Genomic DNA, 12,255 nt, shown 5'->3' with positions numbered 1-12,255 from the left:
TTATATTTTAAATTCCATTAAATTTAGCTAATTTAAGCTAATGAGTTCCAAAGGATTGATATGAAAATTTTTTTGAGTTACTTCAAAAGTAAGATCATTTTTTATTCTACCCACTACGGCACCTTTTTTAATATTCTTACCAACTTTAATATTAGGAGCAATCTTATCTAAATGTGCGTATATTGTATGTATGCCATTATCATGTTCAACAATAACAACTCGAGCTAACATACTAGTATCTTTAGCAAAAACTATTTTTCCATCTAGCACATTTTTAACAACTGCATCGCTTTTATTGCTTCTTAAAACTACATTCTCGTTAAAAATTTTAAGATTGTAAACAGGATCAACATAATTTCCAAATTTTTGCTTCACAGTAAAAGAATCCAATGGAGCTATGGTTTTTTTTCCTGTGTAACGCTTGACTGAACTTCCTTGATAGCTTGAACCTAATTGCCTTATTTGTTGATTATTTTTTACTATTTTAGTATCATTTTTGTTTAAATTTGCACCTTCTTTATTATTAATAATTTTTAATTGATTTAATGTTTTTCTAAGCTCTTCTTGCTGAGCTTGTAAGTCATCGAGTTTTTTTGCATATATGGTTCGATCTGTTTTTTGTTTATTAATTTCGCTAATTTGTTTTTGTTTTAAACTTTGAAGCTTGACTAATTGAGCATTGTAATCCTTAAGACTATCATTGATTTTCTTAATCTGAGCTTGTTTATCATCAATAAGTCTGCTTACTCCCTCATAATCTTTAGAAATTTTAAAAATTTCTTCATTTAAAACTTTGTTTAAACTCCCTAAAATTTCAAAAGCCACAAAACTTTCTTCACTTTCGATATAGCCTTGAGGAATAGGTAAATCATAGGCAAAATCTTTAGCCATCAAAGATATAAGCTTACTTTCCATATTTGATTTACTTTTAAGCAAATCTTCATTTTGGCTTGCAAGGGTGTTTAACTCTTGATTTTGAGCCTTAGCACTTGCTTCAAGCTTAGAAGTTTGTGAATTTAAGCTTTCAATTTGCAAACTTAAATCTTTCAAACTTTTTTCACCATTTAAAATATCACTAGCCAAATCTTCAAGTTTTTTATTTAGCTGTTCTTGTATGCGTTTATTTTCTTCTAAACTTTTTGTTTTTTCATTTATAGCGTTTGCTAAACTTATACCAACAAACAAAAAAAAACAAAAAAAGATAAGAATATTTTTTCTCATCTTTTAACCTTAAACATAACCGTATTTACACACAACAAGCAAATAAACAAAGTAGCTAAAAAAATTAAAGTCAAATGTAAAATAAAATTAATAGGTGGAAAAATAATATCTACAGCCTTTAAACTTTCTTGGATAATAGAAAGATCAAAAATTTGGGTAAAAAAGGCAAGTAAAATAACAAAAGCAATAAAACAATCAACCACAACCACCTTATAAAGCATAAAAGATCTAAACCAAAACGGAGCTCCAAATAAACACATAATTTCAATACGATCGGTATGTTCATAAAGCCAAATTCTCATCTGTTTTAAAAACAAAACAAAGGCAAGTAAAATAATGATAAACAAAAATAACCAAAAAACAAATTTCATCAAAATAAGCAAAGAGTATATCTTATCATGGGTTTTGGAAAAAGTTTCAACCTTACTAACACCTACAATATTTAAAAGTTGATTTTTAATCAAATTTAGTTCATTTTGATCGGGTAAAGAATTTAATTTTAAAGTATAAAATTTTGGCAGAGAATCTTTTAAAACTTTCAAATTCTTTTCAGAAACATCATTTTTCAAACGATCAATTAAATCCTTAGGATCTAAAGATTCAAGTCCAGCAAAAAATGGTACTTTTGTTTTTACTACATTCTGATCAAGTTCAGTTTTGCTGACAACTATAATATTATAATCTTTATTAACAAGTTCTTCATAATGCTTTAAAGTTGCATTTGTAACCAAAATAAATTCAAAAGCAAACATCATAAAAAGCAAAGGTAAAATTAAAGATAAATGTGTTTTAAAAAATTTCATTCATTTTTCCATTTTCTATATTAAAACGACGATAATCCACTCTTAAATTACTAGGAATTCTATGTGTTACCACTATAACACAAGTTCCTAAAAGCTCTCTAGCAGACTTTAAAAGAGTCCATATAATATCAGAAGAATACTCGTCCAAATTTCCCGTTGGCTCATCGCAAAGCAAAAGCTTTGGATTATGAGCTAAAGCCCTAGCCATAGCGACGCGTTGTTGCTCACCACCGCTAAGTTGATTAGGCAATTTATCTGCTTTAAAAGTTAAATTTACATGCTTTAAAAGCTTAGTAGCTTGATCATGGCATACTTTTTTGCTATAACCTTTAATCATTAAAGGCAACATAACATTTTTTTCAACACTATATTCTTGTACAAGTTTATAATCTTGAAAAATAATCCCTATTCTTTGACGCAATTTTAAAAGTTCTAAATTTCCAATTTTATTCATCAAAGATCCACATACTTCAAGCTTACCAGAAATAGGTTCTAAATCTCCATAAAAAGACTTTAAAAGCGTACTCTTACCACTCCCACTTTTACCCGTAATAAAAACAAAATCATCATCCTTAAAAGCAAAACTTGCTTCTTTAATAACTAGTTCATCATAACCTAAAGTAAGTTTATTTGCTTGGATTAAATTAGGCATCCTTTTTCCTTAATTTCCCTTTTTAAATTTTTAAATTATGCTTTATTTTTGCTTAATTTTCAAGAAAAATTATATTTTAAACTGAGCTTTTAAAATTTCTTTTAATTCATTTATCGCTTTAATATTTTCTTGAATTTTAAATGGTTCTTTAAAAGCAAAATCGATCGTTTTATCAAGATGCAAATAACAATGTTCAGGCTTATTAAAAGCTCCAAAAGCAACCTTTAAAAGCAAATTCTCATCTTGTTTATAGATGCTTTCAAAATGCAAGAAAAAATCATCTTTTTTTATAGTAATATTTTTAAAGTTCTGCTCTATTTTTTTCAAATCCTCTTTAGAAAATTCAACCGATGAGAGATTAAATTCATTTAACTCATAGTTTTTACACTCTTGGTTAAAATTCCACACCCAAAGATCATATATATTTTTTTCTTGCTTTTTCCATCTATCTTCATATTTGCTTGAAATTTCTAAATTTTCATTTTTTCTAAGACTAAATTTTGGAGCAGGAAAAGTTAAAAATTGTTCTAGAGTAAAATTAAAATACTCAAAACTATCTGTTCTAAGCTCAAAACGACCATTTTGGGTTAAAACCCTAGCACATTCTTTGCAAAAATCTTTCCCAATAACTCGCCTATGAGGCTTTTTGTCCCAAGGAACAGGGAAATGTAAAAAAATCTTTTCAACTGATTTTGATTTTAATACACTCAATAACAATCTCGCATCACTTTGGATTAGCAAAATATTATTTACATTTTGTGCTTTAGCAAGTTTAGCCACTTGAGTTAAAGCTGGGTTGTAAATTTCCACCCCTAAAATTAAAACATTTGGATTTTCTTTTGCTTGATAAAGCAAATGTCTTCCTGATCCAAAGCCTATTTCTATATAAATTTTACCTTGAAGTCTAGATAAAAGCTCATCAAAATTATCAACGATAAATGGTGTTTTTTCAATTAAAGCATTATTTTTAAGTCCAAAAGCTTCATTGATAATATCCTCACAAAAACCTTCTTTAAAGATTTTTAAAGCCTTTTGCAAATAACCTATTTTAGAAGGTTTTGTATGTTTATCGCCTTTAATCACAAAACCATTTTGTGCTTTTTTAATCTGCAGAAAAAAACTCTCTTCTTGAACCTTTGTATAAATAAGACTAACATTATCATTCTTAGTAAGCCAAAGAAATTCAACATCATCCTTACTATAAGGCAGATTTATTTCTTTGATCTTTTTACTTTTAAAATTTGGCACTACTGAGCCGCCTTAACTTTGCTTGAAGGTTCTGAACGAAGTCCAGCTGAATCAATAGCAATAACTTCATAACTATATTCCACCCCTGGTAAAGCTTTTACATCTTTTAATCGCTTTTCTTTAATGCCTTTAAAAACTGCATTTTGCTCCCCACCATAGCGTCTTATTTCATACTCAACAGCTCTAGCATCATTATCACTCCATTCTAAATTTATCCCTTCACTTGTGCTTTGGGCCAAAATAATACTAGGAGCCAAAGGGTTACCCAAAGTTTTACCTTCTACACCATCTTTTGGCATAGGACTTTCAAGACCATCTTTATCGACCATTGTTACTTTATAATACTTGCTTTTACCTGCTCCTTCTACTATATCCTCATAAGAATTTTTATCAGTCTTTGCCAAAACACTAAAAGGAAGGAAACTTGAGCTCGTAGAATAAACTTTATAATAAGAAAAATCTTCATACGTAGGAGCATCCCAAGTTAAAATGATTTTATTAGAACCATCTGTACTAGCACTTAAATGCTCAACTTGAGGAGGTAAAGCCTTGCTTGTAGAACTTACAACTTGACTTGGCTCACTCTTTATCCCATTAAAACTCACAGCAATAATTCTATAACTTGAATTTTCATTAGGTTTTAAATCACTATCGATGTATTCAGCGTTTAAACGATTTTTTACTTCTGCAATTTTTTTAAATTCTTTATCATCACCTTTGGTTCTTTCAATAATATAAGAATCAACCCTAAAATCAGGATGCGGACGCCAAATAAGTTTAATACGATTAGGCAAATTAGTCACAGCTTGAACAAAAGGAACAGCTTCAAGTCTTGGAGCTGTGCTCACTTCTATAACCTTGCTATCTTCTGAAATTTGTCCTTGTTCATTAAAGCTTTTCATCATATAACGATACTTAGTACCAGGCTCTAATTTAGTATCTACATAATGAGTTTGAAACTTATCTTTAATAGTACCTACAAGTTTAAAATCAGGATTTTCATCGCTAGAACGATACAGATAAAATCCTTTGATATTTTCATTATATAAAGGTTCCCATTCAAAAGCAATGTTACTCATATCACTAAGATTTTTTAAACTTTCAACCTTTGGCAAGCTCTCATTTACAGCAGGCTCTTTGCTTGAAGCTAGCGAATTCATTTGCGAAACACTACAAGCACTAAGCAAAAGAGTTAAAAAACTCAAGTAAAAACTCAAGCGAAATCTTTTCATCATTCTCTCCTAAATTAATTTGTTCAAACATAATATTTTTAAAATCTTCCATCAAAGGTGCTTTAACAAAAATTTGCTCTTTGGTTTTTGGATGGATAAAATACAAAAAATAAGCATGTAGCATTATCCTGCAATCATACTTACCGTTATAACCATACAAACCATCACCCAAAATATGGCGATTTAAACTAGCTAAATGCGCTCTAATTTGATGAGTTCTTCCTGTGAAAAGCTTAGCAGCCATCAAAGTTAAGTTTTCAGTTTTTACTACATTTATAAAAGCTGATTTTGCGTTTTTACTGAATTTATTTTCCTTATCTATGGCTATTTTTTTAATAGCATTAGAAGGCGAACGCATTAAAAATTTTTCTACTATAATTTTATCTTCTTTTAGTGGCAAATCAATTAACGCAAGATAAATTCTTCCCATGCTTTTATCTGCAAGCTGTTCGCTTAATTTTTGATGAGTGAAGTTATTTTTCGCTATTAGTATAGCTCCGCTTGTATCTTTATCTAATCTATGAACAAGACCAGCTCTTATCTCTCCTCCTAAATTTGATAAAGTATATTTTTTTTCTATTAACCAATCCACCAAAGTGGCATTTTTAACGCTACTTGCTCCATGAACGACTAAATTTGAAGGTTTATTTAAAACAAGCAAGTCTTCATCTTCGTATAACACATCAATATCAAAATCCACTTCAAACTGAGGTTTTATCTCATCGCAAAACTTTAAACTTGCAATAGAAATAATATCACCATTTTTAAGCTTAAATGAATTTTTATCTTGAATTTTATCATTAACCTGTACACAATCTTTTTCTATAAGTAAAGCAACTTGATTGCGACTTTGGTTTAATTTTTTAGCCAAAAATACATCAAGCCTTGAATTTTCATCTACTAAAAAAGTTTGCATTTTTTCCTTAGAGGTTTTGATAAATTTAAAATTTTAGTTTATAATTATAGCTTTATATTACCAACTGAAGGCAAATTTTGTTTAGATTAGATAGAAGAATTTTAACTCATTTTGACTATATGCAACCCATTTTATTTTTACCCATAATTCTTATTTCATTTTTCTTAATCTTTGAAGCTAATCCTTTTTTAGCAGAAAAACAGTTTGTTTATGCCTGTGTGGGATTGTTTGCTTTTATGGTTTTTTTCTTCTTTCCCATAAGGAAATTTATTTGGATTATTCCTGTTGCTTATTGGATTAATATTTTTTTATTGCTAAGCGTAGATATTTTTGGGGTTGAAAAATTAGGTGCTAAAAGATGGCTTGAAATTCCTTTTACTCACTTTACTATACAACCTTCTGAAATTTTTAAACCTAGTTTTATTTTAATGCTTGCCTATCTTATTTATCAAAATCCTCCTCCAAAAAATGGATACAAACTTAAACAATTCATCAAACTTAGCTTTTACATCATCTTGCCTTTTTTGCTAATTGCAAAAGAACCTGATTTAGGAAGTGCTATGGTTTTACTACTTGTTGGTTTTGGAGTGCTTTTTATCATGGGAGTTCATTATAAAATTTGGTTAAGTATTGTTATAGCTATAAGTGTTAGCTCTCCTATTATTTATACACATCTTTTAAAACCCTACCAAAAGCAAAGAATTCATGATTTTATTTCAGAAAAACCAAGTTATCAAGTAGCCCAATCAATGATAGCTATTGGAAATGGTGGTTTAACCGGAAAATCTCAAGATGAAGCTACGCAAACTCATTTTAAATTTTTACCTATTTCAACTAGTGATTTTATTTTCGCTTACATGATAGAAAGATTTGGATTTATTGGGGGATTGACATTAATTATATTTTATATTTTACTTATTTTTCATCTACTTAGTTTAAATTATAAACTTAAAGATGATTATTTTGCTAGAGTTGCTATTAATTGTGTTGCATTATTTATTTTTATTTATGCGGCAGTAAATATTTCAATGACTATAGGTTTTGCACCAGTAGTTGGGATCCCTTTGCCTTTTTTTAGTTATGGTGGAAGTTCTTTTACTATTTTTATGATTTTTTTTGGAATTTTACAGCATTTAATCACTTTTAGATATTTTTGGACGGATATAAAGGCTAAATAAAATATTTTTAAGCATTAATAAGATATAATTTTATCTTTTAATTCAACTTAGGCGGATTTATAGCTCAGTTGGTTAGAGCAACCGGCTCATAACCGGTTGGTCGCAGGTTCGAGTCCTGCTAAATCCACCATTCTACATATAAGCTATAGACTCTTTCTTTAAAAAATAACTTTTAGTTCTTTAAATATTTCAATCTTATATAAAAAAAGTATGTGATGTGATTTTTTGAAAGATAAAGTGGTGGTTAGAGGCAGAATCGAACTGCCGACACGCAGATTTTCAGTCTGCTGCTCTACCGACTGAGCTATCCAACCACAATGTTTGATAAAGTAAAGTTTGATAAAGTAAAAATGTAATTGTATCTTTTTTTCTTTAATTTAAGTTTAAATACAAAAATAAAATTTTATTTCCCTTAAAGTTTTAATAAGATAGAATACCCGCTTTAGATCATTATCAAATGGAAATTTTTTGAAACAATTTGGACTAGATAGACGAACTTTTAAAATTTTACTAGCTGGTTATATTATTATTGCATTGTTTGGGGCTTTATTGCTACATTCAAGCTGGGCACATACAACTCCTATTGATTTTTTAGATGCCTTTTTTACAAGCACATCTGCTGTTAGTATGACAGGATTAGTAGTTAAGAACACTGCGGTTGATTTTACCTTAGCAGGACAAATTATTATCTTAGCTTTGGTGCAAATTGGAGGCTTGGGATATATGGGTATAGGTTTATTTGTTTATATACTCATACGCAAAAAAGTTGGTTTTAGTGCAAGAAATTTACTAAAAGAGTCTTTATTTTATCCATCAATGGATGGTTTATTTAAATTTTTTAAAAAGGTTTTGCTGTTCATTTTTACTATAGAATTGATAGGTGCTATACTTCTTGCCATGCGTTTTGCCCTTGAAATGAATTTTAAGAAAGCTTTATGGTTTGGAATTTTTCATTCTATTAGCGCTTTTAATAATTCTGGGTTTACTATATTTGAACATGGGCTTATAGCTTATAAACATGATATAGCAATTAATCTTATTATCACTTCTTTGATTATTATTGGAGGGCTTGGATATTTTGTTTTGGTTGAATTATACTTTTTTCAAAGAAAAAAATTGCAAAATTTAAGCCTACATACAAAAATAGTTGTTGTTGCAAGTATTTTTCTTATACTCTCTTCAACACTTATTATTTTTGCTTTTGAATACTCAAATCCTCAAACTATAGGACATTTTTCATTTTTTGATAAAATTTTAAGCTCATATTTTATCGCTATTAACTACCGTACAGCAGGATTTAATACCTTAGATATGGGACATTTGCATGATGCAAGCTTATTTTTTGGATCATTGTTTATGGTTATTGGTGGTGCACCAGGTGGAACAGCTGGGGGTATGAAAGTAACAACTGTAATGGTTTTATTGCTCTATGCTTATTGGAGTATCCGCGATGGAAGAGTTAGAATTTTTGGACATGAAATTCCAAGAGAAACTATATCTAAAGCTTTTATCATAGCTGTAGGTTCAGCTGTTTATATAGTAATAGCTGTTATTTTGCTTTCCTTGCTAGAGTCAAAATTTGATTTTATAGCCTTGCTTTTTGAAACTTCTTCAGCTTTTGCAACTGTAGGAATTTCAGTAGGAAATGGTGGAACTTTATCTTTATGCGCTTTGTTTAGTGATCCTAGCAAGGTAATTATCATCATTATGATGCTAAGTGGTAGGATAGGTGTTTTTGCTTTTTTACTCTCGGTATTCAAACAAGACAAAGCTATTCATTTAAAATTCCCTGAAGGAAAGGTTAATTTATAAAGGTAAAATCGTGAAAAATCTTAATTATGGAATTATAGGACTTGGAAAATTTGGCTCAGTTGTAGCAGATGAACTCATTGCTGGAGGTCATACTGTTATCGTTGCAGATAAAGATGAGGAAGCTTTAAAAAGCATACAAAATCCTCCAAGTTATGCTTATATTTTAGATTCTACAAATATTTCAGCCCTAAAAGAAGCAGGCTTTCATGATGTTGAAGTTGTTATTGTCAGCATAGGAGAAAATGTTGAAAAATCAATCCTTACTCTTATGGCGCTTAAAGATATAGGTGTTAAAAATATCATTGCTAAAGCAACCTCTAACATCCATGGTCAAATTCTTTCTAAGTTAGGCGCCACAAAGGTTATTTATCCTGAAAAAGAAAGTGCTAAAAGACTAGTAAAAGAATTTTTAACCAAAGATGCTGATTATGAAGTTTTTGATCTTTCAGCAAATACTATACGAGCTATTAAGATCAATATAGATGAAAAATTAGCAGGAAATTCTTTAAAACATGTAGCACAAAATATGAAAGTGATTTCTTATAAAAAATTAAATAGCGACTGGGAAATACTACCTGATTTAGAAACCACGACAGTTTATAGTGGAGATGTTGTAATTCTCCTTGGAACAGTTAAGGAACTTAGAGAATTTGAACACTAAGCAAGATTTAAAGCCTTGCAAGCCTTTACAAAACGCTTTAAGGCTGTTTTTTCTTTGGTAGAAATTTTATGATATATAACTTCATCTAAATAATATCTAACATCTTTTATATCTAAATCCCTTGTTTTGGCATATTTTTGAAGTATATAATAGGGAATTTTAATCTTTGTTTTTGGAAATTTTTTCAAAATTTGTTTATATAAAGCTTTTTTTTGCACACAAGAAAATCTAGCAAAAACAAAAGGCAATCCTGTTTTTTCATGCCATTTTGCACATAAATCGATATATTTAGAAGGATCTTTTAGATAAAGCTTTAAAGCCTTATCGCCTATAATTACTTTTCCATCTTGTTTTAATACTTTAGCTAAAGCATTTGAAGTTGCTGAACTTGGATCTTTGGCATTTAATGTATTTTTTTCTACTAAAACACTTAAAACTCTTTTATTGGCACAAATACCCAAATCTAAATTTTTATATTTTTTTCTAGCGCTTTCTATGCTTGAAATGATAGCTGCATCAATTCTTCTATAAAATAAATCTTTATTTAGCTTACTTGGAACTCCTTTTTTATGCTCCATACTTGCTTTAAAACCATTAGGTAAGGGATATTTCTTAAGATATATATGCAAAGGTAAAAGATTAATATAATCAATTTTTCCAAAAATCATCTCTTTTAAAGAGTGTTAAACACTCTATCTCCTGCATCTCCAAGCCCTGGGATAATATAACCTTTTTCATTTAAACCTTCATCAATACAAGCCACAAAAACTTCTACATCATCATGCGTTTGGCTAAATTTTTGCAAACCTTGTAAAGCAGCAAGTATGGATATAAATTTTATTTTTTTAACTCCTTGGCTTTTTAAAAAATTACAAACCTCTATAGCAGTCCCACCTGTAGCAAACATAGGATCTATAACAATAGCGGTGCGTTTTTTTGCATCTTTGGGAAGTTTTTGAAAATAAAAATCCGCCTTTAAAGTCTCTTCATTTCTCACAAACCCCAAAAATCCAACACTTGCATCAGGAATCATCTTAAAAACACTTTCAAGCATTCCTAATGCAGCTCTTAAAATAGGACAAATCATAATCTTTTCATCAAGTTTTTTTACTATAGTTTTTTGTATAGGTGTTGAAATTTCAATTTCTTTTAAAGAAAAATCTTTACTCACTTCAAAAAGCAAAAAAGATGAAATTTCATCGATTAACATACGAAATTGAAAGGGCTTTGTCTCTTTAGCCCTTAAAATTCCTAACTTATGTTCGATCAATGGATGATTGATACAATGAATATTTTTCATTTTAAGCTTTCAAAATAAGCTTTCTCGTTAAAATTTTTTACCTTAGCCACACCATCTTTTACCGCAGCTGCTGCTACAGCTGTACTTACTGCAGCTTTTACTCTTTCATCAAAAGGTTTTGGTATGACATAATCTCTTCCAAATTCTAAGGTACTTAAATTATAAGCCTTTTTAACTGCATCACTTACAGGAAGTTTTGCAAGATCTGCTAATGCTTTAGCAGCCGCTACTTTCATATTTTCAGTGATTTTACTTGCACGCACATCTAAAGCCCCACGGAAAATAAAAGGAAAACCTAAAACATTATTGATTTGATTTGGATAATCACTTCTTCCTGTTCCTACAATCGTATCTTTTCTAAGTCTAGCTACATCTTCAGGCATCACTTCAGGAATAGGATTTGCCAAAGCAAAAATCACAGGATCTTTTGCCATGCTTAAAACCATTTCATCATCAAGAATTTTTGGCGCACTAAGTCCTAGGAAAACATCAGCTCCTTTTAAAACGTCTTTTAAAGTCTTTTCCTTAGAATCAACAGCAAATTCAAGCTTTTGAGGAGTTAAATCATTTCTATCTTTAGAAATCACTCCTTTGCTATCTACTAAAATAATATTTTCAACCCCTAAATTTCTATACATCTTAGCACTTGCTATACCTGCGGCACCTGCGCCACTTACAACCACCTTAATGTCTTTAAATTTTTTACCGCTTATCTCCATTGCATTCATAAGCCCTGCAGTTGAAATAATAGCTGTTCCGTGCTGATCATCGTGCATTACAGGAATTCCTAAATCTTGCAAAGCCGCTTCGATTTCAAAACATTTTGGAGCAGCTATATCTTCTAAATTTATCCCGCCCACAGTTGGAGCCAAAGCTTTGCAAAAATTTACAATCTCTTCCACACTATGAACATCAATTTCTATATCATAAGCATTGACATTTGCAAATTTTTTAAACAAACAAGCCTTACCTTCCATAACAGGTTTTGAAGCCTGCGCTCCTATGTTTCCAAGTCCTAAAACAGCAGAACCATCACTAACTATAGCTACTAAATTAGCCTTATTTGTATAAGTATAAGCAAGCTCATTATCTTTAGCGATTTCAAGGCAAGGTTCTGCAACTCCTGGGCTATACGCCAAAGATAGATCATGGCTTGTAGCCATTGGCTTACTTGGTACAATATCAATTTTCCCACCTAAATGGTATTTTAAAGCTTCTTCTTTTAAATTCAT

Annotated in this window: 12 protein-coding genes and 2 tRNA genes; 4 read left to right on the top strand and 10 right to left on the bottom strand. The window is 30.0% G+C overall.

From position 1 onward, the window contains the following. Nucleotides 1-27: 27 nt before the first annotated feature. The 6 genes from FBF15_RS03135 to FBF15_RS03110 all read right to left on the bottom strand — a co-directional run bounded on the left by FBF15_RS03135 (nucleotide 28) and on the right by FBF15_RS03110 (nucleotide 6,072). Nucleotides 28-1,221, bottom strand: a complete 1,194-nt coding sequence (locus FBF15_RS03135; RefSeq protein WP_038816866.1) for a M23 family metallopeptidase — start codon at nucleotides 1,219-1,221, stop codon at nucleotides 28-30. Beyond that, entirely contained in the window at nucleotides 1,218-2,024 is an 807-nt protein-coding gene (locus FBF15_RS03130; protein ID WP_038816867.1) for an FtsX-like permease family protein, read from the bottom strand. Before FBF15_RS03130 ends, FBF15_RS03135 begins: the two co-directional genes overlap by 4 nt. Then, a complete protein-coding gene (locus tag FBF15_RS03125; protein WP_002853534.1) occupies nucleotides 2,011-2,676 on the bottom strand; it encodes an ABC transporter ATP-binding protein in 666 nt (221 codons plus the stop codon). Before FBF15_RS03125 ends, FBF15_RS03130 begins: the two co-directional genes overlap by 14 nt. Nucleotides 2,677-2,745: 69 nt before the next feature. Continuing rightward, entirely contained in the window at nucleotides 2,746-3,924 is a 1,179-nt protein-coding gene (trmB, locus tag FBF15_RS03120) for a tRNA (guanosine(46)-N7)-methyltransferase TrmB (protein WP_038816868.1), read from the bottom strand. Continuing rightward, the gene (locus FBF15_RS03115; RefSeq protein ID WP_072233170.1) at nucleotides 3,924-5,159 is read right to left on the bottom strand and encodes a fibronectin type III domain-containing protein; all 1,236 of its coding nucleotides are present in this window, start codon (nucleotides 5,157-5,159) and stop codon (nucleotides 3,924-3,926) included. The genes trmB and FBF15_RS03115 overlap by 1 nt, the downstream gene beginning before the upstream one ends. Beyond that, nucleotides 5,104-6,072 (bottom strand): RluA family pseudouridine synthase, encoded by a 969-nt coding sequence (locus FBF15_RS03110; RefSeq protein WP_038816870.1) that lies wholly within the window; start codon nucleotides 6,070-6,072, stop codon nucleotides 5,104-5,106. Before FBF15_RS03110 ends, FBF15_RS03115 begins: the two co-directional genes overlap by 56 nt. A gap of 77 nt (nucleotides 6,073-6,149) precedes the next feature. Between FBF15_RS03110 and FBF15_RS03105 the strand changes: the two genes are divergently transcribed. Together FBF15_RS03105 and FBF15_RS03100 are read left to right on the top strand one after the other, a co-directional pair. After that, nucleotides 6,150-7,250, top strand: a complete 1,101-nt coding sequence (locus tag FBF15_RS03105) for an FtsW/RodA/SpoVE family cell cycle protein (RefSeq protein WP_002853654.1) — start codon at nucleotides 6,150-6,152, stop codon at nucleotides 7,248-7,250. A 53-nt stretch (nucleotides 7,251-7,303) separates the two neighbouring features. Beyond that, a tRNA-Ile gene (locus FBF15_RS03100) sits at nucleotides 7,304-7,380 on the top strand. A gap of 108 nt (nucleotides 7,381-7,488) precedes the next feature. On the opposite strand, the gene FBF15_RS03095 is transcribed toward FBF15_RS03100, so the two are convergent. Next, a tRNA-Phe gene (locus tag FBF15_RS03095) sits at nucleotides 7,489-7,564 on the bottom strand. Nucleotides 7,565-7,718: 154 nt separating this feature from the next. Here FBF15_RS03095 and FBF15_RS03090 point away from each other — a divergent pair. Next, the gene (locus FBF15_RS03090) at nucleotides 7,719-9,062 is read left to right on the top strand and encodes a TrkH family potassium uptake protein (protein ID WP_038816871.1); all 1,344 of its coding nucleotides are present in this window, start codon (nucleotides 7,719-7,721) and stop codon (nucleotides 9,060-9,062) included. Nucleotides 9,063-9,072: 10 nt separating this feature from the next. Continuing rightward, nucleotides 9,073-9,723, top strand: a complete 651-nt coding sequence (locus tag FBF15_RS03085; RefSeq protein WP_002853664.1) for a TrkA family potassium uptake protein — start codon at nucleotides 9,073-9,075, stop codon at nucleotides 9,721-9,723. Here the strand turns inward: FBF15_RS03085 and FBF15_RS03080 are convergent. Genes FBF15_RS03080 through FBF15_RS03070 form a run of 3 tightly spaced genes read right to left on the bottom strand, consistent with a single transcriptional unit; the run spans nucleotide 9,720 to nucleotide 12,255 of the window. Further along, nucleotides 9,720-10,391, bottom strand: coding sequence for a menaquinone biosynthetic enzyme MqnA/MqnD family protein (locus FBF15_RS03080; protein ID WP_002871654.1), 672 nt, complete (start codon nucleotides 10,389-10,391; stop codon nucleotides 9,720-9,722). The genes FBF15_RS03085 and FBF15_RS03080 overlap by 4 nt on opposite strands. Nucleotides 10,392-10,396: 5 nt before the next feature. Continuing rightward, on the bottom strand, nucleotides 10,397-11,023 hold the full coding sequence (gene upp, locus FBF15_RS03075) for a uracil phosphoribosyltransferase (RefSeq protein ID WP_038816872.1): 627 nt from the start codon (nucleotides 11,021-11,023) through the stop codon (nucleotides 10,397-10,399). Continuing rightward, nucleotides 11,020-12,255 (bottom strand): malic enzyme-like NAD(P)-binding protein, encoded by a 1,236-nt coding sequence (locus FBF15_RS03070; protein ID WP_038816873.1) that lies wholly within the window; start codon nucleotides 12,253-12,255, stop codon nucleotides 11,020-11,022. Before FBF15_RS03070 ends, upp begins: the two co-directional genes overlap by 4 nt.

The sequence above is a fragment of the Campylobacter sp. CFSAN093233 genome (assembly GCF_011068165.1).
Taxonomy (GTDB): Bacteria; Campylobacterota; Campylobacteria; order Campylobacterales; family Campylobacteraceae; genus Campylobacter_D; species Campylobacter_D jejuni.
The sequence above is the reverse complement of the archived record's forward strand: the minus strand, read 5'-3'. Positions and strand labels throughout refer to the sequence as shown.